At 59.7% G+C, this 22,296-nt stretch carries 22 protein-coding genes; 8 read left to right on the forward strand and 14 right to left on the reverse strand.

Translation table 11 applies throughout. The features are described from left to right. Positions 1–159 precede the first annotated feature (159 nt). The 8 genes from ASC97_RS33205 to ASC97_RS21000 form a co-directional block, all read right to left on the reverse strand. Positions 160–324 (reverse strand): DUF1328 domain-containing protein, encoded by a 165-nt coding sequence (locus ASC97_RS33205; RefSeq protein ID WP_082530092.1) that lies wholly within the window; start codon positions 322–324, stop codon positions 160–162. A 422-nt stretch (positions 325–746) separates the two neighbouring features. After that, positions 747–929: a hypothetical protein gene (locus ASC97_RS20970; RefSeq protein WP_057470282.1), complete on the reverse strand. Its 183-nt coding sequence runs from the start codon at positions 927–929 to the stop codon at positions 747–749. 161 nt (positions 930–1,090) lie between these two features. Next, positions 1,091–1,840, reverse strand: coding sequence for an ABC transporter ATP-binding protein (locus tag ASC97_RS20975; protein WP_057470283.1), 750 nt, complete (start codon positions 1,838–1,840; stop codon positions 1,091–1,093). After that, positions 1,837–2,670, reverse strand: a complete 834-nt coding sequence (locus tag ASC97_RS20980; protein WP_057470284.1) for an ABC transporter ATP-binding protein — start codon at positions 2,668–2,670, stop codon at positions 1,837–1,839. The genes ASC97_RS20975 and ASC97_RS20980 overlap by 4 nt, the downstream gene beginning before the upstream one ends. Further along, on the reverse strand, positions 2,667–3,602 hold the full coding sequence (locus tag ASC97_RS20985) for an ABC transporter permease (protein WP_057470285.1): 936 nt from the start codon (positions 3,600–3,602) through the stop codon (positions 2,667–2,669). Before ASC97_RS20985 ends, ASC97_RS20980 begins: the two co-directional genes overlap by 4 nt. Next, a complete protein-coding gene (locus tag ASC97_RS20990) occupies positions 3,599–4,666 on the reverse strand; it encodes an ABC transporter permease (protein WP_057470286.1) in 1,068 nt (355 codons plus the stop codon). The genes ASC97_RS20985 and ASC97_RS20990 overlap by 4 nt, the downstream gene beginning before the upstream one ends. Positions 4,667–4,684: 18 nt before the next feature. Further along, positions 4,685–6,322, reverse strand: coding sequence for an ABC transporter substrate-binding protein (locus ASC97_RS20995; protein ID WP_443216765.1), 1,638 nt, complete (start codon positions 6,320–6,322; stop codon positions 4,685–4,687). A 49-nt stretch (positions 6,323–6,371) separates the two neighbouring features. Beyond that, positions 6,372–7,430, reverse strand: coding sequence for a dipeptidase (locus ASC97_RS21000; RefSeq protein ID WP_057470288.1), 1,059 nt, complete (start codon positions 7,428–7,430; stop codon positions 6,372–6,374). Positions 7,431–7,619: 189 nt separating this feature from the next. Here ASC97_RS21000 and ASC97_RS21005 point away from each other — a divergent pair, with 189 nt between their 5' ends. Continuing rightward, positions 7,620–8,129 carry a DUF1993 domain-containing protein gene (locus ASC97_RS21005; protein ID WP_057470289.1) on the forward strand — a complete coding sequence of 170 codons (510 nt, stop codon included), beginning with the start codon at positions 7,620–7,622 and terminating at the stop codon, positions 8,127–8,129. Positions 8,130–8,133: 4 nt separating this feature from the next. Here the strand turns inward: ASC97_RS21005 and ASC97_RS21010 are convergent, their stop codons facing one another. Next, on the reverse strand, positions 8,134–9,654 hold the full coding sequence (locus tag ASC97_RS21010) for an alkaline phosphatase family protein (RefSeq protein WP_057470290.1): 1,521 nt from the start codon (positions 9,652–9,654) through the stop codon (positions 8,134–8,136). A 10-nt stretch (positions 9,655–9,664) separates the two neighbouring features. Next, complete coding sequence (gene galE, locus ASC97_RS21015) at positions 9,665–10,648, reverse strand: UDP-glucose 4-epimerase GalE (protein WP_057470291.1); 984 nt, start codon at positions 10,646–10,648, stop codon at positions 9,665–9,667. A 348-nt stretch (positions 10,649–10,996) separates the two neighbouring features. On the opposite strand from galE, the gene ASC97_RS21020 reads away from it, so the two are divergent. Beyond that, on the forward strand, positions 10,997–11,776 hold the full coding sequence (locus tag ASC97_RS21020; RefSeq protein ID WP_057470292.1) for a class I SAM-dependent methyltransferase: 780 nt from the start codon (positions 10,997–10,999) through the stop codon (positions 11,774–11,776). A 174-nt stretch (positions 11,777–11,950) separates the two neighbouring features. Here ASC97_RS21020 and ASC97_RS21025 read toward each other — a convergent pair whose 3' ends face one another. From ASC97_RS21025 to ASC97_RS21040, 4 genes are read right to left on the reverse strand one after another with little or no spacing between them, the layout of a single operon-like run. Further along, positions 11,951–12,604: a CDP-alcohol phosphatidyltransferase family protein gene (locus ASC97_RS21025; protein ID WP_057470293.1), complete on the reverse strand. Its 654-nt coding sequence runs from the start codon at positions 12,602–12,604 to the stop codon at positions 11,951–11,953. Further along, complete coding sequence (locus ASC97_RS21030) at positions 12,601–12,993, reverse strand: hypothetical protein (RefSeq protein ID WP_057470294.1); 393 nt, start codon at positions 12,991–12,993, stop codon at positions 12,601–12,603. The genes ASC97_RS21025 and ASC97_RS21030 overlap by 4 nt, the downstream gene beginning before the upstream one ends. After that, positions 12,990–13,940 carry a phosphatidate cytidylyltransferase gene (locus ASC97_RS21035; RefSeq protein ID WP_057470295.1) on the reverse strand — a complete coding sequence of 317 codons (951 nt, stop codon included), beginning with the start codon at positions 13,938–13,940 and terminating at the stop codon, positions 12,990–12,992. Before ASC97_RS21035 ends, ASC97_RS21030 begins: the two co-directional genes overlap by 4 nt. Continuing rightward, a complete protein-coding gene (locus tag ASC97_RS21040) occupies positions 13,937–14,584 on the reverse strand; it encodes a lysophospholipid acyltransferase family protein (RefSeq protein ID WP_057470477.1) in 648 nt (215 codons plus the stop codon). The genes ASC97_RS21035 and ASC97_RS21040 overlap by 4 nt, the downstream gene beginning before the upstream one ends. A gap of 189 nt (positions 14,585–14,773) precedes the next feature. On the opposite strand from ASC97_RS21040, the gene ASC97_RS21045 reads away from it, so the two are divergent. From ASC97_RS21045 to ASC97_RS21070, 6 genes are all read left to right on the forward strand, one after another. Further along, positions 14,774–15,088, forward strand: coding sequence for a DUF6074 family protein (locus ASC97_RS21045; RefSeq protein ID WP_057470296.1), 315 nt, complete (start codon positions 14,774–14,776; stop codon positions 15,086–15,088). A gap of 461 nt (positions 15,089–15,549) precedes the next feature. Then, positions 15,550–16,713, forward strand: coding sequence for an isovaleryl-CoA dehydrogenase (locus ASC97_RS21050; RefSeq protein ID WP_057470297.1), 1,164 nt, complete (start codon positions 15,550–15,552; stop codon positions 16,711–16,713). Between the two features lie 38 nt (positions 16,714–16,751). Continuing rightward, positions 16,752–18,359: a carboxyl transferase domain-containing protein gene (locus ASC97_RS21055; protein ID WP_057470298.1), complete on the forward strand. Its 1,608-nt coding sequence runs from the start codon at positions 16,752–16,754 to the stop codon at positions 18,357–18,359. 7 nt (positions 18,360–18,366) lie between these two features. Continuing rightward, complete coding sequence (locus ASC97_RS21060; RefSeq protein WP_057470299.1) at positions 18,367–20,349, forward strand: acetyl/propionyl/methylcrotonyl-CoA carboxylase subunit alpha; 1,983 nt, start codon at positions 18,367–18,369, stop codon at positions 20,347–20,349. Between the two features lie 4 nt (positions 20,350–20,353). After that, positions 20,354–21,244 carry a hydroxymethylglutaryl-CoA lyase gene (locus ASC97_RS21065; protein ID WP_057470300.1) on the forward strand — a complete coding sequence of 297 codons (891 nt, stop codon included), beginning with the start codon at positions 20,354–20,356 and terminating at the stop codon, positions 21,242–21,244. Further along, positions 21,244–22,023, forward strand: coding sequence for a crotonase/enoyl-CoA hydratase family protein (locus ASC97_RS21070; RefSeq protein WP_057470301.1), 780 nt, complete (start codon positions 21,244–21,246; stop codon positions 22,021–22,023). Before ASC97_RS21065 ends, ASC97_RS21070 begins: the two co-directional genes overlap by 1 nt. Positions 22,024–22,296 lie beyond the last annotated feature (273 nt).

Genomic DNA, 22,296 nt, shown 5'->3' on the forward strand with positions numbered 1-22,296 from the left:
CCGCAGAGCCAATTCGGAAAGTTGGACACTATTGCAATAATTCAAGTCAAGAGGTTTCACCGAAGGAGACCGGTCGAGTGCCAACAATCGTCTGTGTGGTGCTTCGACATGAAAAATCCGGCGCCTTTCGGACGCCGGATCTGGCCGATGCTAGCTCTTTCAGGCTCGGCGCAGAAAGCGCGCCACAAGCGATACGACGAACAGCACCAGGAACAAGAAGAACAGTACCTGAGCAATTGACGCCGACGCTCCTGCAATGCCGCCAAATCCCAGAACGCCTGCGATCAGCGCCACAACAAGAAATACGAGTGCATAATAGAGCATTTCCATCTCCCTGGTCGTTTTATGACAGGAATAACGATGGTTCGCGCTATTGGTTCCGCCGCGGGCGAAACGAGGTTATTTTCAATTCGATAAAGCGGCTGCTGGTAGCGCGGCCGACTGTCGTCGGCTCCTTAGCCTATAATCCCGCAGACAAAAGCTGCCAGGAATGCAAACGCCACCGTCACGAGTGCCGCATTCAATACAAGGTGAACCTTGCTGCGCGTTGTCGCGGGTTTCTTTGAGCGCTCGGAACCGTACTGGTTCACATGAGTATGCGAAATACCCAAGTCTGCCATGTGCTGCCTCCGTGTTTTTTATCGCTCGTTATCGGAGCGCATTTTCTTATAATGTCTATCTGATTGGTAGAGATAAAATTCCAACGGATATTGCTGGATGAGAAAATCCGTCCGGATCCGACAGAGCTAGCAGAGGGTGCGCCAGGCCCATATCAGGGAGCGCTCTACAGCGTTTTCCAGATGGGGCGTATTGGGTGCCTCAATCATCCGACGGTCGCGTTCAGCCGGTATGGAGGTTTCGTTCGCAGCCTTTTCGGTCTTGGCCGGGGGTGCGAGGTATCCCATGGTCATGCCGCCGAGAAAGAACATGCCTCATCTCCATGATCACGAAAACTAACAGTCGTTAACGAGATCATGACAGAAGGAAGGCAGCTGTCAATAGTCTAGTCGAATGGTCGTGTTTTAACGGACCGTTATTATTAACGCAGCGTCGCGAGCCAGCGATTTCAATCACTTGAAAACACAGGCTTTCAGGCTTTCACGAAGCCCTTGCTCGCGATCATCAAATTTTTCGTGTAGTCCTCACAAACGGCGGCTTGCGAGAGCTGTGACGCGGTCAGTCGTTCCACGACGGCGCCATTGCGCATAACGGCGAGCCGCTCGCACATATGGGTGATCACGCCCAGATCGTGGCTGACCATTACAAATGTCAGCTTTCGATCGCGTCGCACGTCTTCCAGCAGGTTCAGCACCTCGGCCTGCACGGACGCATCCAACGCCGACGTCGGCTCATCGAGCAGAAGGATGGACGGCTCGACAATCAGGGCGCGGGCGATGGCGACGCGCTGGCGTTGCCCCCCAGAAAGCTGATGCGGATAGCGAAAACGGAAGCCGTTGCCGAGGCCAACTTCGTCCAGCGCGCGGGCGATGCGCGTTTCGCTGTCGCCGATGCTGTGGATCGCCAGGGGTTCAAGCAGCAGGCGATCGATCGTCTGTCGGGGGTGCAGCGAACCGTATGGGTCTTGAAAGACCATCTGCACGTGCCGGTAGAAATCCTTGCTTCGTCGCGAACCAACCAGCGGCTCGCCGTGTATTCTGATAGTCCCACTCTTGACCGGCGCGAGACCGGCCACCGCGCGCAACAGCGTCGATTTTCCTGAGCCGGATTCGCCGACAAGTCCGAACGATTCTCCGGTCCCGATCTCTACACTTACGTCTTTCAAAGCATAAAAATGGTCGTAGACCACACTGAGGTTGTCGATGGAAAGAGCTGCGCTCATAGAGCCCACTCCGGCTTTCGATCCATGACGGGCAGCGGATGCCTGTCTTCGCCAATCTGCGGCATGCAGTTCAGGAGCCCCTGTGTATAAGGATGTTGTGCATTCTTGAGATCGGAGGCCTTGAGTTCCTCCACGACCTTTCCGGCATACATGACGATGACGCGGTCGCAGAAGGAGGAGACGAGGCGGAGGTCGTGCGAAACGAAAATCAATCCCATACCCCGCTCGGATACCAGGCGGTCCATGATGCGGAGAACGTCGAGCTGGACCGTGACGTCCAGCGCCGATGTCGGCTCGTCGGCGATCAGCAGCTCCGGATCGGCAATCAACATCATTGCGATCATGGCTCGCTGCCCCATGCCGCCGGAAACCTCGTGCGGATAGAGATCGAAAACGCGCTGCGGATCGCGGATCTGTACTGCCTCCAGCATCGCGATAGCCCGGTCGCGGGCTTCGGCCTTGCCAACTTTCTCATGCGTGCGCAGCGTTTCGCAGATCTGGCGACCGATGCTCATAACGGGATCGAGCGAGTATTTCGGATCCTGTAGGACCATGGCGATACGCTTGCCGCGCAGTTGGCGCCGCTGCTTTGCCGATGCCGTCAGGAGGTCCATTCCGTTGAACTCGAGCGTATCGGCCGTCACGACGCCATGCCCAGATGTGAGCCCCATGATCGCACGGCCAGTCTGGGATTTTCCAGAGCCGGATTCGCCGACGATCCCGAGGCGCTCTTTGCCGAGTGTAAAGGAGACGCCGCGCACGGCTTCGATCACGCCGGAGCGCGTGGGGTAGCTGACCCTGAGGTTTTTGACGGTGAGAAGAGAAGTCACTGCCCACTCTCCTTCGGGTCAAGCGCGTCGCGCAGCCCGTCGCCGAGCAGATTGAAGCCGAGGCTGACGATCAGGATCGCGATACCCGGCATGGCGGCAACCCACCACTGATCGAGGATAAAGCGGCGCCCCGAGGCGATCATGGCACCCCATTCGGGAAGTGGTGGCTGTGCTCCGAGGCCGAGGAAACCGAGGCCGGCCGCCGTCAGAATGATGCCTGCCATGTCGAGCGTCACGCGAACGATCAGCGAGGAGATGCAGAGCGGCATCACGTGGCGGACGACGATGCGAAGCGGCGAGGCTCCCATCAGTCTGACCGCCGAGATGTAGTCGGAGCGTCGGACGGTCAGGGTTTCGGCACGTGCAATGCGCGCGTAGGGCGGCCAGGACGTGATGGCGATTGCGATAATGGCGTTCTGGATGCCCGGGCCAAGTGCCGCCACGAAGGCAAGCGCCAGCACGAGCTTTGGGAAGGCGAGGAAAATATCCGTTATGCGCATCAAGACGGCATCGACCCAACCGCCCGCATAGCCCGATACCGTGCCGACAAGCAGGCCGATCGGTGCGGAAATGACGGCAACGAGCACCACCACCATCAGCGTGAGGCGTGAGCCATAGATCAGCCGGGAATAGATGTCGCGGCCCTGATCGTCCGTGCCAAGCAGGAAGCCGTCAGTGCCTGGCGGCAGCAGACGAGCGTTCTTGAGGTCGCCGATGACAGGAGAATGCGTCGCGAGCACATCCGCGAATGCCGCGATGAGAAGCAATGCGACGATGATCAGAAGGCCGAGGACTGCAAGGCGGTTTGCGGTGAACTGGCGCCAGGTGACGTAAGCGCGCCCGAGGCGGGCCTGCGTACGCGATTGCGGTCGATCGGAGAGCAGCCATGCGCGGCGGCTCAAGGACGGGGCTTGCTTGGCGGGTGCGGTCATCGGCTTCGCGTCCTGGGATCGAGGGACCGATAGAGAAGATCGGACAGAAGATTGATGCCGATGAAGACCGTGCCGATCACGATCGTGCCACCGAGCACGGCGTTCATGTCTGCGTTCTGCAGCGAATTGGTGATGTAGAGACCGATGCCGGGCCAGGAGAAGACCGTTTCCGTCAGAACCGAGCCTTCCAGCAAGCCTGCATAGGACAACGCAATGACCGTCACGAGCGGCACTGCAGCATTGCGCAGCGCGTGACCCCAGATCACTCTTGTTTCCGACAGGCCCTTGGCACGTGCGGCTACGACATATTCCTGGCTGAGCTCGTTGAGCATGAAGCTGCGCGTCATTCGGCTGATGTAGGCAAGCGAGAAATAGCCGAGCAACGATGCCGGCAAGATGATGTGCCGGAAGACGTCATAGAATACGTCCCATTGCCCCTGCACCGCGCTATCGAAGAGATAGAACCCGGTTATGGGCGTAAAGGTGTATTCGAAGACGATATCGATCCGTCCCGGGAAGGCCACCCACCGCAGCTTGGCGTAGAAGATGACAAGCGAGATCAGCGCCAACCAGAAAATGGGGACGGAATAGCCGATGAGGCCGATGACGCGCACGATCTGATCAGCGAAGCTGCCGCGCTTGACAGCGGCGAGGACGCCGAGCGGCACGCCGATAACCGAACCGATGATCGTTCCGAGGGTCGCAAGCTCGATCGTTGCAGGGAAAACGCGCCTGATATCGGTCATCACAGGGTTGGTGGTCAGCACCGAGGTGCCAAAATCACCGGAAAGGATGCTTCGGAGATAGATGTAGAATTGCTGGTAAAGCGGCAGGTCGAAACCGAGTTCTCGGCGGACGCGCTCGACGACGTGGGCTGGCGCCCGGTCGCCGAGGATGGCGAGAACCGGATCGATCGGCACAACCCGGCCGATGAAGAATGTCACGGCCAGAAGGCCGAGATACGTGGTCACGGCGGCAACAAGGAATCGCCCGACCGCGTTGGCAAAAGGAAGAGCACGACCGGGTTTCGGCCGTGCTTCCGTCTTTGTTTCGACGATGCTCAATGGATCAATCCTGCCGGATCATTCCTTGCCGATCGGGCCGACGTAGTTCGTGTCGAAGCTCGGTCCCAGCTTGAACCCACTCAGAGCCTTCCGATAGCCGGCAACTTCCGTCTGCTGGAAGATGACCACGAAGGGGCTGTTGGCGAGGAATTTCCTCTGGATATCCTCATACATCGCTGCACGCTTGGCGCCGTCACGCTCGAGCAAGGCGGCCTTCGTCTCCTTGTCGAGTTCCGGGGCCTCCCAGGTGTTGCGCCATGCCAGGGTCTTCACGGTGCCGGCGTCCGAGTTGTCGGGGTTCGTCGTAAAGGTGTCGGCATTGGAGTTCGGGTCGAAGTAATCCGAGCCCCACTGGCCGATGTACATGTCGTGGGTGCGGGCACGATACTTCGTGAGCGTCTGCTTGCCGTCGCCGGGAATAATCTCCATCTTGACGCCTGCCTGAGCGAGCGACTGCTGCATCGATTCCGCAATGCCGGTAACCGGCTGCGTGTTACGAACATCCATCGTCACGGAGAAGCCGTCCTTGAGGCCGGCCTTCGCCAGGAGTTCCTTGGCCTTGGCGACATCCAGCTTGTACGGGTTGTCGTTGAGAGCGCCGAGCTGGCCCTTCGGCAGGAAGCTCTGATGAATATCGCCGATGCCCTTGATGAGCGTTGCGCCGATCGCATCATAATCGACCAGATACTTGAATGCTTCCTGGACTTCCGGCTTTTTCAGGTTCTCGTTCTTCGAGTTGAGGCTGACGTAGTAGACGGTGCCCTTGGGCGCGCTTTCCTGGGCGAGATCGGCATTCTTCGCGACCGCATCAAGATCGTTCGGCTCGAGGTTGCGGGCGATATCGATGTCGCCGGATTCAAGCGCCAGACGCTGGGCGGAACTTTCCTTCATATAACGATAGATGACGCGATTGAGCTTGGCCTTCTCGCCGTAATAGTTGTCGTTGCGCTCCAGCACGACGACTTCGTTCGCGCGCCATTCGCGGAGCTTGAAGGTGCCGGAACCGGCATATCCCGTCTTCAGCCACTCGTTGCCGAAATCATTGTCGTATTTGTAGTCGGCGCTGGGCGTGACCGGCTTGACGTGATCCAGAACCAGCTTCTTGTCGACAACCGAGGCAACCGTCGCGGTGAGGCAGTTCAACACGAAGCTCGGTGCGTAGGGTTTGTCGACCGTGAAGACGAAAGTGCTTTCGTCGGTTGCCTTGGCTTTTTCGGCAACGTTGTCGCCGTTGATCCCGAACTGGGTGATGATGAAGGCCGGGCTCTTGTCGAGCTTGACGGCACGCTCGAACGACCAGGCCACATCTTCTGCCGTGATCGGGTTGCCGGAGGCGAACTTCAGACCGGACTTCAGTTTGAAGGTATAGGTCAGGCCATCGTCGGACACAGTCCAGCTGTCGGCGAGATCGCCCTTGACCTTCGAGGTATCGTCCATGTCGAGGCGAACAAGAAGACTATAGGTGTTGCTGGTGACTTCTGCGGTCGACAGCTCGAACGCCTCCCCCGGATCCATCGTGATGATGTCGTCGATTGCAAAGCCTTCGACCAGGGTGTCCTTGGGCGTCTCAGCGAAGGCGGCCGGTGAGGCCATCATCAGGATGGAGAGCGCGGCACCTGCGGAAAGCAGGCGGAAACGGCAATTCAGCTTGTTCATTCTCACGATTTTATTCCCCTTTTTTTCAGTTAGACTGCAAAACACAACGTCAGACGTCCTCTTCCCTCCACGCCGAAGCGAGGATTCGCAGCCAGTTCCCGCTGGCCAGCTTTTCAAGATCGCGCGGCCCATATCCAGCACGCTGGAGTGCGGCAATCAGCCTCTGATTGCCGGCCGCATCCCCGATTTCGTCTGGGATCGTCGCTCCGTCGAAATCCGAGCCGAGAGCCACGCAATCGATGCCGATGCGCTCTACCAAGTAATCGATGTGGCGGATCATATCGCTGATGGGCGTATCGCCGTCCGAGCGCCCATCCCGGCGCAGCATTGCAGTGGCGTAATTCACACCAACGAGGCCGCGGCTTTCCTTGACGGCGTCCAGCTGCATGTCTGTCAAATTGCGAGCGACCGGCGTCAGCGCGTGGGCGTTGGAGTGGCTGGCGACGAGCGGCTGATCCGTGGTCTTCGCGACATCCCAGAAGCCCTTCTCGGTGATGTGAGCGAGGTCGATCATGATACCGAGGCGGTTGCACTCCCGGACAAGTTCGAAGCCGGCTGCCGTGAGCCCAGGTGCCGTGTCCGGAGACATGGGGAAGGCGAACGGCACGCCGTGGCCAAAGATATTGTGGCGGCTCCAGACCGGGCCGAGGGATCGCAGACCGGCGGCATAGAAAACTTCGAGCGCGGCCAGATCGGCGCCGATCGCCTCGCATCCCTCCATATGCATCACGGCGGCAAACACGCCGTCATGCATGGCTTGCCTGATATCCTTGACAGTGCGGCACAGACGCCAGGCCCCTGCACAATCCAGGCGCAGCGCGATGGCAGCCATCTCGGTCGCGACCTTCAAGGAAGGCAAGGGCTCGAGCGGAGCGGCAAATGGCGTGACGTAATGGCCGTTCTTATCGGGATCGGCGAAAACGAGGTCGCCCGACGGCACATAGATTGCGCAGAGCCCGCCCACCAGCCCGCCCGCCTTGGCGCGAGGGCCATCGATGTGGCCCGAAGCTATTCCGTTGGAAAACTCAGCGACTGGATCCTCGCCTTGCTGCTCGTGTGTCCAAAGCCGGAGAAGAACGTCATTGTGGCCGTCGAATACGAATTGCATGTATGTTCCTGTTTGCCCGGGCAGGCGTACCAAGAGCGCAGAATAGAAAAGTTGGCGAAATACGCCACCCCTTTTCTAATAAAGTTTTCTCTTTGAGATGGACGGTTGGCGGGATGAAAACGACATCGGAGCTGACTATATGATCACACGACAATGGTGGCTGGTCGGCCGCCTTCGATGGAGAGACTTATGCCTATTTCGATGTATCGCCTGACCGTTCCCCTGTTCCAGCGCGGCTTGGCCACGCTGGGCGGATATCTCGACAAGGCCGAGACGTTTGCCGGCGAAAAGGGCTTGGCCCCTTCCGATCTGGTCGCAGCGCGCCTGAGCCCGGACATGCTTCCGTTCTCCGGACAATATCAACGGGCGACGGACAGCGCAAAGCTTGCGATCTCGCGTCTCACAGGTGTCGATGCACCGAAGTTCGAGGACAACGAGACGACGATTCCCGAGTTGCGCAGGCGTCTGGCCAAGACCGAGGCTTACCTTGCGACCATTGCGCCCGACGCGCTCGATGGAACGGAGTCGCGTGAAGTTGTCATCGCCCCGGGCGGCAACAAGGTGATATTCCGCGGCGACGAATATCTGGCGACCTTCGCGTTGCCGAATTTCTACTTCCATGTCTCGATGGCTCACGCGATCCTGCGCAATCAAGGCGTGTCCGTCGGGAAGATGGACTACCTCGGTCGTTTCGCCTGATTTTCTAGGGCCGGCGTCTGACAGGCCCTCCTTCGGTCAGTTCGGTATAGGCAAGCGTTTGATCAAGATGACGCGCGCGTAGCGACAACAGTTTCTCGGCGTAGGCAAGGCGCGTCGATGCATGGGCCGGATCTGCAGCGATATTGTTGAGCTCCATCGGGTCCTTGCGCAAATCGAAGAGCAGCGGCGGAAGGGCGGTGAAATGCACGTACTTGAACTGTTCGTCGCGCATGACCGCTAGGTTGCATTCGCTTGAGCGCAGCCCTAAATGGTTTTCCGCCTGTTGATGTTCGATGTCGCGGAAGTCGAACTCCCAGAAGGCGGCTTCGCGCCAGTTCTCGACGTTGATGCCGTCGGTGAAGGGAAGCAGGGACTGGCCGTCGAGGCCGTTCGTCGGCTCAATGCCGAGGCGATCGGAGAGCGTTGGGAAGATATCGGCCGCGCTGGTGAAATGCTCTATCTTCGTTCCAATCGCTGTCGAGCGGGGATCGCGAATAACCAGCGGGATGTGGTAGCTGCCGTCGAAGAAGCCGCCCTTGCCAAACGTCCAGTGGTCGCCTGCCATCTCGGCATGGTCGGACGTGAAAACGACCATCGTGTTTTCCCAGGCGCCGGCGTCCTTCAGGGCTTGCCAGATCCGTCCCAACTGAGCATCCACTTCCGCGATCATGCCGTAGTAGATCGCCCGGATCTTGGCGACTTCCTGTGCGTTCCAATCGCCGACCGCGCCGGTTGCTCCGTAGATGAAACTGCCCTGCCCGGCTCTCGGCATGGCATAAGACAGATAGGGATGCGACCGTTCCTCGGCATCGGGCGTGGCTGCCCGTGCGAACTCCGGTCCATCGCCGGCGGCGAACATGTCGTTGTACGGCGCCGGCGCCGAAAACGGAGGATGCGGACGCAGGAAGGACACGTGCGCAAACCACGGGCTATCCTGCTCCCCGAGCCAGCGGATGAATTCGCCGGCGAGGAACGCAGTCTGGGTTTCGTCCTTGGAATAGGCAGTCGGTGCGCTCGAAATCTCTCCGGGCGTCGCGCCTCCGGGAACATGGATATCGCGGCTCGTTGCACTCTCGTGCCCGCGTGAGCGCAGCCACGACAACCATTGCTTTTCATGTTCCGGCAGCAGCTGCCGTGCAGTGAAGCCGGGGAGAAGTCCCTCATAGGTCGTCAGATGCGGATCGTGGGCATCGAGACCGCGTGGATCCGGGGCGGTATCCGTGTAGCCAAACAGCGTCGGCTCATAGCCTGCCCGCCTTGCCGCCAGAGCAAGGTTGTCGAAACGCGCATCCAACGGCGACCCGTTGCGGCAGACGCGGTGGTTCATCTGGTAGAGGCCGGTGTAGAGCGTTGCGCGTGCCGGAGAGCACGGGGCGGCACCCGCAAAATGGCGGGTAAACAACGTGCCTTCCGCAGCGAGCGCATCGACGTTCGGCGTCTTCACGCAGGGATGACCCATCGATGAAAGGCAATCACCGCGCCATTGGTCCGCGGTGATCAGGAGAATATTCGGCTTGCCGCTCATAGATGTCCGTTCAATGTTGGTTGGATTTGGCGTGCCAGTTCCACGCCGAGCTTATAATCGCCGACAGGTCGTGCTGCGGTACCCAGCCAAGGATCTCGCGTGCCTTGTCGTTGTTCGCGACGAGGGTGTGCGAATCACCTTCGCGGCGACCGACATATTCGACCGGGAAGGGTTTTGAAGACACCTGTTCGATGGTCGAAAGCAGCTCTTTGACTGTCGTGCCCGTGCCCGTTCCGAGATTGAGGGCGACGGAGTCCCCTCCTCTCAGCAGATACTCGACGGCGCGGACATGGGCGTCGGCGAGATCCAGGACATGGATATAGTCGCGCACGCACGTTCCGTCGCGTGTCTCGTAGTCGCTTCCGAAGACCTTGAAACCTTCGCGTCGACCGAGCGCGGCATCGATGGCGAGTGGGATGGCGTGGGTTTCCGGCTTATGCCACTCCCCGATCCGGCCCTCGAAATCCGCGCCTGCGGCGTTGAAGTACCGCAGAACGACTGAGCGAAAACCCGTATACCTGTCGTAGTCGGACAGCGCCTGTTCGACGATATATTTGGTCCGTCCGTAGGGGTTGATGGGGACCTGCCTGTGTGTTTCGTCCAGCGGAACGCTCTGAGGCAGGCCGTATGTCGCGCATGTGGATGAAAAGACGAATGCCTTGATCCCCGCGTCTTGTGCCGCTGCCAGCAGTGTCAGGGTGCCGATGACGTTGTTTTCATAGAATGCCACCGGCTCTTTCACCGATTCGCCGACTTCGATCAGAGCCGCAAAGTGGAGAATCGCCGACGGCTTATGCTTCGCCAGGACCTCGTCCAGTCGGGCGCGGTCCCTGATATCCCCCTCTTCGGCTACTCCCCATTTGACGAACTCGCGATGTCCGTTTGAGAAGTTGTCGAAAACCACCGGCTTGAAGCCCTTGTTTGCGAGATCGAGACACGTATGCGAGCCGATATATCCGGCTCCGCCGACGACCAGAATCGTTTCACCTGCCATGCACCACCTTCTATTTCTGTATTTGACGGAAAAGAATTAGGGGAAGGAGATGGCGATAAAAAGAAGGAAACAGCAGCCTCCCCGCATTAGTGCCACCTTATCGCCAACGCGATTAGCAAATTTCCATTTTTTAATGTGCCCAAGTCATACGACTCACCTGCGAAGACACGTCAGCGGAATCGCGGCAATATTCTCCGAACATACTGTCTCTCGTTTTGAGAGTTTCACCGTTCCTCAAAAGGTGTCTACGATATTTTTGCTATATAAGTCAGAAATGCTTGTTCTGTCGTCGACAGTAGGACTATTTGTTTGAATTGAATTCAACGATGACTTGGAAAGCCATTTCAAATGGATCCTCCGCTTCGGAAATTCATCTTTCATGATCTTCAGGCGATCGAAGGCTATATAGATCCGCCGGATGCACTCGTTTTTCTGTCTCTGCTGCGGAGCCAGGCGTCGGCAGGTCTCGGGGGAGCGGTGGCAGAGATCGGCGTCTACTACGGGCGGTCCTATTTTCTATTCAGGAGAATTTGCGGCGCCCAGGAGAAGATTGTCGCGATCGATTCCTTCGAGATCGGTGAGGCGGGAGATATCGCCCAATACGAGCGGTTTGTCGAAAACGGCCGCCGCCTTGGTCTGCCAGTGCAGGAGGATCTGGTGATCAGGAGCGACAGCACGCTGTTGAAGCCCTCCGATATAGAGGGCAAGGCAGGCCCTGTCCGTTTCTTCAGCGTGGACGGTGGCCACATGCTTTACCACGTTGCGTCCGACAGCCAACTGGCTGCGAACTCGCTTGCCGATCACGGCATCATCGCGTTTGACGACACCTTCAACCCCGCCTGGCCGGAAGTCACGGTTGGGGTCGCGGACTTCCTTCGCGCCGAGAAGGGCGCTTTCTCTGTTTTCTGCATAACGAAGTACAAGACCTACGTTTGCCGGCAATCCTTTCATGCGTTCTATTCTGAGGCCGTTGCAACGTCGCTGGATCTTCGCGCCTTCAGTCATGTCGAAACCGAGTTTCTCGGCTCGAAGGCGACGCGACTGGAGAATCCGATGAGGCGGCGAATCGTGCACGAACTCCTCGTTCGCGCGGGCATGAGCGCCTTTTCGGAGAGAGCCTACAGATAGCGCGTCGACAGGTCGCCATCAGTGCAAAAAGGCGAGAGATGGAAAAATGCCTCGCCGAAGCGAGGCTAGTCCAAGGCCACTTCGGGGAAAAGAAGAAGCGGCGTGGGTGTTTTATTGGTACCGGATGTTTCTACAAGCGCACTTTCAGCCATTTCGGTACTCTTGCCGAAGATGCTAACGAGATGATTGATTGCCCTTCAGGCGCTGAAGGAGGTTTTGGCTACGGCGAAGGGCAGTAACGGCTGCGCCGGCGGCGATGAGCCACAGCGCGGCGGTCAAAACCTGATGTTGCCAGTTCCACAACGGCTCGACGATCGAGATCAGGGCGGCGGCGGTGATCGTCGCCATGCGGTGCTGCTTGGCCATAGGGCCCGAAAAATCGCTTGGCTGTCCCGTTGCGCGGCTCAGTTCGCGAACATAGGCCGTCAAAACCGCAAACGAAGCCGCTGCCCAGCCGAGACCGGGCAAGCCGATGCCGGCCCCTGCTCCCACGAGGATCAGGATGTCGGCAACGCGATCGGGAAACTCGTTCCAGAACGGCCCATCAGCGGCGCCCTTGCCGCCTTCAACGGCCACCATGCCGTCAAAGAGATTGCAAAGGAGGCGCAGTTGGCAGAACGCGGCGGCCAACAGAAGGAGGATGATCCGGTGCCAGCCTGTGCCCGCTCCGGACAAATAGAATGCGCCGCCGGCCAGTGCTGCTGCAACCATGCTGGCCTGGGAGATCTGATTGGGCGTTACGGATTTCGATGCGAGCCATTGGGCAATCGACCGGGCCCAATGCGTGTCGCGGCTTGCAAGCGGTCTGCGGTCGCCCGATTCGGTCATGCCCGACCTCCCTTTCGGTACAAAGAGTAGTTGTAGATCGCCGCGTAGCTCGTCGATACAGTCAGCGGCAAGGCGATCGTCTTGAGTATTTCAGGTGTCCCACTCAACGCATGAATTGTCGTGAGGATCGCGCTCGAGGCTATGCAGGCGATCAGCGGCGGCGCCCAAAGTGCTTTGATGCCCACGAACTCGCTGGAAAGGCGCTCGACGGCGGTCTTGAGGAAGAGCGTCAGGCACGCCGACAGAGTTCCCTGCACGGCGCCCGCAAGTAAAGCCCGAAACATCGGATACTCCCGGTTGGCCAGGATGGCCCATCCGCCCATGGCAAAGAATGCGAATGCGACGTGGGCTACACTACTCCCTGCGGCGTGCCGAAGCCCGCGCCTCATGTGATCGACCACCAATAGCGCACGATGTGGAAGAAGATCGGTGCGGAAAAAACCACAGAATCCAGTCTGTCAATCAGTCCGCCGTGCCCTTCGATGAGATTGCCCCAATCCTTGACACCGCGGTCGCGCTTGATCGCCGACATGACAAGGCCACCGAAGAAGCCCATCAAGGTGATGACGAAAGCGAGCAGGCCGGCTTGGAGCGGTGTGAACGGCGTAATCCACCACAAGCCTGCGCCAATCAACGTTGCGCTGGCAACGCCGCCGCCGAAACCCTCTACCGTTTTTGACGGCGAAAGCTTCGGTGCGATCTTGGTTCGCCCGAACAGCTTGCCCCAGACATATTGCAATACGTCACTGAGCTGGACGATGATTACCAGGAAGGCAATCAGCAGGACATTTCGGCCTTCATAGCCTGCGATATTCAATGTCAGCAGCGCGGGAACGTGCGAGGCGCAGAACACGCATATCATCAAGGCCCACTGCACCTCGGCAATTCTGTCGAGAAAGCGCTCCGTATCGCCGCGCAGAACCGAAATGATCGGCATCAGAAGGAAAGCGTATACCGGGATGAAGATCGAGAAGATGCCATACTGCTGAGCCCAGAGCAGGAAATACTGGATCGGGAGGACGACGAAGAAGGCCGCCGCGAGCGCCCAATGATCGGCGCGTTTCGTGTGGGTAAGGGTGATGAATTCGCGCAAGGCCGCAAACGAGCAGAAGCCGAATAGAACCAGGACACCAATTCGGCCGGCCAGGAAGGCGAGACCGATCAGGATGGCCATCACCCACCACGCCTTGATTCGCGCGTTGAGATTTTCGATGGACGCGTTTGAACCATCTGGAGACAGGCGGCGCTGTAGGACATAGCCGATGGCAGATGCCACGGTCAGCACGGCCAGAATGCCAAGCACGAGTGTCCAGAGATCGGAATTGGCCGTGTTCATGCGCTACCGCCTGCATGTTTGGGAGACAGATCCAGAAGTGCGGTTCGCGCCCTTTCCAGGAACGCCTCCTTGCCTTCGTCGGCTTCGATGCGTATCGCGCTGCCGAAACTGACGGTGCATATCAAGGGGATCGGCACGATCTCGCCCTTCGGCATTACGCGATTGAGGTTGTTGATCCAGACCGGCACCAGGCGGACATCCGGCCGGCTCGACGCGAGGTGAAAAAGGCCACCCTTGAATGGCAGCAGCGATGCATCCGTCTGGTTGCGGGTGCCCTCGGGAAAGAGAATCAACGAAGAGCCGGCGTCGATTGCTGTTGCCATCACCTCGATTGGGTCATGTGTGCGCTTGTCGCGATCGCGTTCTATCAGGACGGCATCGAAGACATCGCGCCCGATGAAGCGGCTTATCGATGACTTGAGCCAGTATTCGGCGCCGGCGACCGGGCGGGTGGTTCGTCTCGTCCGGGGTGGCAGAACCGCCCACACCAAAATGAAATCGCCGTGACTGGAGTGGTTTGCGAAATAAATGCATTGCCCCAATGGGGCGCCCTCGGTTGGCCAGATCGCGCGCACAGCGGTGATGGCGCGAGCGAACAGAACGATAGCCGCCGCCGCAGGCTTCGCGAATACCTTCCGTACCAATGTCGGCCCCCCCCTGTCCCGCCTGAAGCAGATTGCAAAGATGTAGCCTTGTTTGCAACCGATCAAAAGCCCGCTTTTCAGGCGAGCCCACGATGCCCGTTCGAACGCAGCGTCACTTCAACCCGACAGTGGTGGAAAGCATTAACTATGCTTCGGTAGGAATGGCATCGAACACAACGGAACGAATCGATGTCGGTACAAACACGCAAGAACCTTCAGGCAATGACCACGAGCGAAATCATCCTTTTTCCGGTTGCCTCGCGTGCCGGCAATATTGATCGATGTGCTGCGGAACTGGAGCGTTGCCACGGCGAAGATGCCGTCCGCTTCTGGAAAACGGAATGCCGCCGGCTTGCCGATGAGCTGGCATCGTTCGGCTTCTCCCAAGACGATGTCCGTGAGCAGGTGATGATCTTCCAGGCGGAAGTTCAGCAGGCACTCGTCGAGCGCTCTCAGGCCCGCGCTATTTCCCAAAGCCGGAGCGGCCGCGCCCTCAAGCGCTAAACGGGGCCGCACAGCTTTTCCTCGGAGGATGGCTTCACCGCTCGCTCCGACCGAATATATTGCCGCTGCGCTCGGATCTTTTCATTTACTATTGCAAACTGGCTGTCTTGGTTCGGAAATTCCGCTCGCCAAGTGGTAGTGTGATAACGTCACCCGGAAATCCCAAGGGGTTCAGTGTGGCGAGAGTACAATCGCAGCTGCTATCTCGGGAGGAGAGCAGATGCGGTAGATGTGACGACATGCGGTCGATGGCTGCACCAGAAAGCAGTTTGCTTCGTTCGGGGCGGATCGGTCTGTCTCGAAGGGCACCTTCATCGCGCTTGTCATTTCACGGGTCGTGGATGACATTTTAGTCGTCTGGGTTGCTACGGAGGAGTCGAGTCGCGATTTGCGAAGCGACCGGAGATTTCGCACGTGGGCCGAACACCGCGTTGTGGCGCCGGACAAAAGGGAGGAAGCCTATGTACTCCGGGGGCCTGAAGTTTGCGTTGACTGACGAGATCGAGGCGTTGCGCGATGCGGTTCGCCGCTTTGTCTCCGATCGTATTGCTCCGCTGGCTGCTGAAACAGACGCCACCAACAGCTTTCCGACGCCGCTTTGGCGCGAGATGGGCGAGATGGGGCTTCTCGGAATCACGGCCGAAGAAACATATGGCGGCGCCGGTATGGGCTATCTCGCTCATTGTGTTGCCATGGAAGAGATCAGCCGCGGATCGGCTTCGGTGGGCCTCAGCTATGGTGCGCATTCCAATCTCTGCGTCAACCAGATCAGCCGCAACGGAACTGCCGACCAGAAAACCCGCTACCTTCCGGGGCTCATTTCCGGAGAGCATGTCGGTGCGCTCGCGATGTCGGAACCGTCGGCAGGGTCGGACGTCGTTTCGATGCAGCTCCGCGCGGAAAAGCGCGGCGACAGATACCTCCTCAACGGGAGCAAGATGTGGATCACGAACGGCCCCGATGCCGATGTGCTGGTGGTCTATGCCAAGACGGATCCGCAGGCGGGTCCGCGTGGGATCACGGCTTTTCTGATCGAAAGGACCTTCAATGGTTTTTCGACCGGGCCGAAGCTCGACAAACTCGGCATGCGCGGTTCCAACACGTGTGAGCTGATCTTTTCAGACTGCGAAGTGCCAGAGAGCAACATTCTCGGAGTGCTCGGCGGCGGTGTCCGCGTTCTCATGTCGGGGCTGGATTATGAGCGCGTGGTGCTTTCTGCTGGACCTCTCGGGATCATGGCCGCTTGCATGGACGTCGTTGTCCCCTACCTTCACGAGAGAAAACAGTTCGGCCGCCCGATCGGTGAATTCCAGCTGATGCAGGGAAAGCTTGCCGACATGTACGTGACGATGAACACGGCCCGCGCCTATGTCTATGCTGTAGCAGCCGCTTGCGATCGGGGAGAGGCGAGCCGAAAGGACGCCGCCGGCTGCATTCTCTATGCTGCCGAAAAGGCAACGATCATGGCGCTCGAGACGATCCAGGCGCTCGGGGGCAACGGCTATACGAACGATTACCCGGCTGCGCGGCTGCTGCGCGATGCCAAGCTCTATGAAATTGGTGCCGGTACCTCGGAAATCCGGCGCATGCTGATCGGCCGCGAACTTTTCGAGGAGACGGCATGATCGAGAGAATTCATCCGCGAACCCGGTTTTGGTGACAAATGACGGTCCTGAAGTCGCAGATCTCGACAAACTCGGAAAGCTTCAGGATGAACCGTGCCGCGATGGCGGACGCGGTGCGCGTTGTCGAAGAGGCTGCAATGGCTGCGGTTCAAGGCGGTGGTCCCACTGCGCGTGAGCGTCATGTCGGTCGTGGCAAGATGCTGCCACGGGATCGGGTCGCCGCCCTGATCGATCCGGCGACCCCGTTTCTCGAGGTGGGGCTGACGGCGGCGCACGGCATGTATGGCAACGAGGCACCCGCGGCCGGACTGATTACCGGTGTCGGCCGGGTGGCCGGTTGCGATTGCATGATTGTCTGCAACGACGCGACGGTCAAAGGCGGAACCTACTACCCCACGACGGTGAAGAAGCATCTGCGTGCGCAGGAGATTGCTGCGCAGAATAACCTCCCCTGCATCTATCTGGTTGATTCCGGCGGTGCGAATTTGCCGAACCAGGACGAAGTGTTTCCGGATCGCGATCACTTCGGCCGGATTTTCTTCAACCAGGCGACTATGTCTGCTGCGGGAATTCCTCAGATCGCTGTGGTCATGGGTTCTTGTACCGCGGGGGGCGCCTATGTGCCGGCGATGTCGGACGAGGCGATCATTGTTGAAAGGCAGGGGACGATTTTTCTTGCCGGACCACCGCTCGTGAGGGCGGCGACAGGAGAGGTCGTTTCGGCCGAAGACCTTGGCGGCGGGGACGTGCATACGCGACTATCCGGCGTTGCGGACCATCTGGCGCGCGACGACGCCCATGCCCTGGTGCTTGCCAGGCAGATTGTTTCCAATCTAAACCGCGCGAAGGCGCCGTCTTATGAGCCCAAGCACGCGGACGCTCCACTTTACGATCCTGCGGAGATCGCCGGTATTGTGCCAGCCGAGTTGCGGACACCTTATGACGTGCGTGAGGTGATCGCGCGCATTGTCGACGGCTCTCGCTTCGATGAATTCAAACCCCGCTATGGAGCAACGCTGGTCTGCGGCTTCGCGTCCATTCATGGCATTCCGGCCGGCATTCTTGCCAACAACGGCGTGCTGTTTTCGGAGTCGGCGCTGAAGGGTGCACACTTCGTTGAACTCTGCTCCCAGCGGAAGATTCCGCTCGTTTTCCTGCAGAACATCACGGGTTTCATGGTCGGACGGAAGTATGAGACGGAGGGAATTGCCAAGCACGGCGCCAAGCTCGTAACCGCGGTGGCAACCACCGCTGTCCCGAAGGTAACGATGCTACTGGGCGGTTCGTTCGGCGCCGGCAATTATGGTATGGCCGGGCGGGCTTTCTCGCCGCGGTTCCTGTGGACCTGGCCGAACAGCCGTATATCCGTGATGGGCGGCGAGCAGGCAGCTGGTGTTCTGGCAACTGTGCGCGGCGAAGCGCTTTCTCGCGCCGGCACGCCATGGTCGGCTGAGGACGAAGCCAGTTTCAAGCAGCCAGTACTCGATCTCTTTGAACGGCAGAGCCACCCGCTCTATGCGTCAGCACGTCTTTGGGACGACGGAATCGTCGACCCCGCCAAGAGCCGGGACGTGCTTGGCCTGTCGCTATCGGTCTCGTTGAACACACCGATCGAAGACACCCGCTTCGGTCTTTTCCGGATGTGAGGCGGCCATGTTCCAGAAGATCCTCGTTGCAAATCGAGGCGAGATTGCCTGCAGGGTGATCCGCACGGCAAGGCGCATGGGCATTGCTACGGTTGGCGTCTATTCCGACGCGGATGTCGGAGCGCTGCATGTCGAGATGGCGGACGAGGCCGTCCGCCTGGGGCCGCCCGCCGCGCAGGAGAGCTATCTGTCGACAGAGCGCATTGTTGCCGCCGCTCAACGGACCGGTGCGGAAGCCATTCACCCCGGCTACGGATTTCTTTCAGAGAACGCCGATTTTGCGGAAGCGGTTGAAGCGGCGGGTATCATTTTCATCGGACCTCAACCGTCGTCGATCCGCGCAATGGGATTGAAGGACGCCGCGAAAGCGCTCATGGAACAGGCTGGCGTGCCTGTCGTGCCGGGCTATCATGGCCATGACCAGCGTGACGGCTTTCTTGCCGACCAAGCCGCTTTGATCGGGTATCCCATCCTCATCAAGGCGCGTGCCGGCGGCGGCGGCAAGGGTATGCGGCGCGTCGATCGCGAAGAGGATTTCCTCGAAGCCCTGGTGGCCGCGCGGCGCGAGGCGAAGGCCGCCTTCGGCGACGACGGCATCTTGCTCGAGCGCTATCTGCTTCAGCCCAGGCACATCGAGGTTCAAATCTTCGGAGATCGGCACGGGAGCGTCATCCACCTCTTCGAACGCGATTGTTCTCTGCAGCGCCGTCATCAGAAGGTCATCGAGGAGGCGCCGGCGCCGGGCATGACGGCGGACATGCGATGGACGATGGGGGAAGCGGCAGTCCGCGCCGCGCGCGTCATAGGTTACCGCGGGGCCGGCACCGTCGAATTCATTGCAGACGTCTCGAACGGATTGCTGCCGGACCGTTTCTACTTCATGGAAATGAATACGCGGCTGCAGGTGGAGCATCCGGTCACTGAAGCCATCACCGGCATTGATCTCGTCGAGTGGCAGTTGCGCGTTGCCGCCGGGGAGCCGTTGCCAAAGACGCAGCCCGAGCTCGAGATCTACGGCTGGGCTTTCGAGGCGCGCATCTATGCCGAGGACGCTTCCAAAGGCTTCCTGCCGGCTACCGGCACGATCGGGCAGCTGAGCTTTCCCGATGTCAGCGCTCGAGTCGATACCGGCGCTCGCGCTGGCGACGCGATATCGGCCTACTACGATCCGCTGATTGCCAAGATGATCGTGCATGGGCCCAACCGCGCCAGCGCGCTTTCCCGTCTCACCCGGGCGCTGAGAGCGTCCCACATCACCGGGGTTACCACCAATCTCGAATTTCTCGCCCAGTTGAGCACCCAGGACGAATTCGTTTCCGGCCATCCCGATACCGGCTTGATCGATCGCAACGTTCAGTATCTCACGGCGGTTCGGCCTCCGGAAGACGTTGCGATCGCACTGGCCGCGGTCCTGTCGTTGGGCACGCCCAAGCGACAGGCCGGCAATCCCTGGCAGACGCTGGGGTATTGGCAGCTCTGGAGCGATATGCAACGGATTGTCACGTTGCAGTACGAAGGCGGTCATTCCAGCTTAAGGATTGCCGCCCGGGGTTTTGATTTCTTCGCGGTTCACGACGGCAACCGCGTCATTCCGGTGAAGATTGTCAGCCGCCTGGATGACGGATGCCGCGCGGAAGTGGACGGCAGGCAGATCGAGGTCAAAGCCACCCTGGCTGCACATCACCTCGTCCTGCGAATGGACAGCAGGACGCACGTCTTCCGTCTTCCCGATCCTCTGAGTGCCGATGTTGAGGACGTTGTCGACGGCAGCAGGCTGACCGCGCCGATGCCGGGTTTCGTCAAGATCGTCCGGACGCAACCGAATGCCGTCGTCTCGAAGGGTGCACCACTCGTCGTGATGGAAGCCATGAAAATGGAACTGACACTCGTTGCCCCCCGAGACGGGACGATCGAGGCTGTTGAGGTGAATGAGGGGCAGCAGGTGGAAGAAGGCGCTTTGCTCGTCACCCTCAAAGCCGAGGAGGCGTAAGAACATGGCGACCGGATATGCCCCCCTGCCCTCTTTGCTTCCGAGAGATGCGTCGATCGTCGAGATGGCACCCCGGGATGGGCTGCAGAACGAAAAGGTCCTGATTCCGACCGATAAAAAGATCGAACTGGTCGACGCGATCTCCGAGTGTGGCTTCGAGCGGATCGAGGTTACGAGCTTCGTCAGCCCTAAGTGGGTGCCCCAGCTCGCTGACGCTGCCGATGTGATGGCCGGCATCCACCGCCGACCGGGCGTGCGCTACGCCGTGCTGACGCCAAACATGGTGGGCTTCAACGCCGCGATGGCAGCCGCCGCGGACGAGGTTGCGATCTTCGCCTCCGCGTCCGAAAGCTTTTCGCGTCACAACATCAACTGCAGCATCGCAGAGAGCATAGAGCGTTTCGGACCGGTCGCCCAGGCAAGCCGCGAGCGTGGCATTCCGATGCGTGGCTACGTCAGCTGCGTCGTCGAATGCCCCTACGAAGGCGCAGTGGCACCGGACGCCGCGGCGGCGGTCGTCGAAAAACTGCATGCGCTCGGATGCTATGAAATCAGCCTTGGCGACACCATTGGTCGCGGCCGGCCGGAGGAGGTCGATCGCATGCTGGTGACGGTCCTTTCCTATGCGCCTGCCACCATGCTGGCCGGTCATTTCCATGACACCGACGGCTGGGCTCTCGACAACATCGGCGTCTCGCTGGAGCATGGTCTTCGCGTCTTCGATGCATCCGTCGGAGGGCTCGGCGGTTGTCCCTATGCGCCGGGTGCCAGGGGCAATGTCGATACGCTCGAGGTTGCGCAGTATCTCTCCGGCAGAGGCTATCGAACGGGGCTTTCGCCCGAAAAGCTCGAACGGGCGGCGGCCATTGCCCACGGCCTGAGGAGTGCTGCCTGATGCCGGAAACGCTGAGGATCGAGACCGATGGCCGCGGCGTGACGCGGCTGACCCTGGCGCGCGAAGACAAGCACAATGCGATGTCGGCAAGGATGATCGATGAACTCACCGAGGCGGCTCACCTCCTCGGTGCGGACCCGAGCGTTCGCGCCGTCGTCATGGCGGGGGCCGGGAAAAGCTTCTGCGCCGGCGGCGATCTGGAGTGGATGCGCACCCAGTTCGATGCCAGCCGGAGTGAGAGAATTGCCGAGGCGCGACGCCTGGCAGCGATGTTCCGCGCGCTGAACGATCTTCCGAAGCCGTTGATCGCTTCCGTTCACGGAAACGTCTTCGGCGGCGGCATCGGTCTGATCAGCGTCTGTGATGCAGCTGTGGCTGCAGAGACGGCGCGTTTCGGGCTAACGGAAGTTCGTCTCGGCCTCATCCCCGCAACGATCAGCCCTTATGTCGTCGCGCGGATCGGTGCCTCTGCTGCGCGGCCGCTTTTCATGTCCGGCAAGGTATTCGACGCGGAACAAGCCAGGGCAATCGGGCTTGTCGGCTCCATAGTGGCCGCTGAGGACCTCGACAGTTCGGTGGAAGCCGCAACGAACGAATTTCTCGCTGCGTCACCGCAAGCCGCCGCAAGCGCCAAAGCGCTCGTCCGCTCCCTTGCCGCGCCAATAACAGACGACATCATCGAGGATGTCGTGCACCGGCTCGCCGATAGCTGGGAGACACCTGAGGCGCAACGGGGTATCCTGAGCTTCTTTGAGAAGCGCAAGCGGAATTCCGTGTAGTGCAAGCCCAGGTGTGTGCCGCGAGGCCGGCAACTACGAGAGTTCGCGAGCTTCGGCGGATTCCTCAGCCATCAGAAGTGGCACAACATATGTGTAAATGCTAATACGCGTAGCTTGGGAATTCTGAAAACCAAATCTGGCGGCCTGAGAAACCCCTGTCGCTTGCTGCAGTCCTCAGCCGTCGCGTCGGCCGCTCGATGGGGAACGTCGGCGCTCCCCGGGAGCCTCGGAGATCCTGATTCGACGACAAGCCGACAGCCCTGCCCATCTGAC

Origin of the sequence: Rhizobium sp. Root1203, assembly GCF_001424945.1 — a bacterium.
Classification (GTDB): domain Bacteria; phylum Pseudomonadota; class Alphaproteobacteria; order Rhizobiales; family Rhizobiaceae; genus Rhizobium.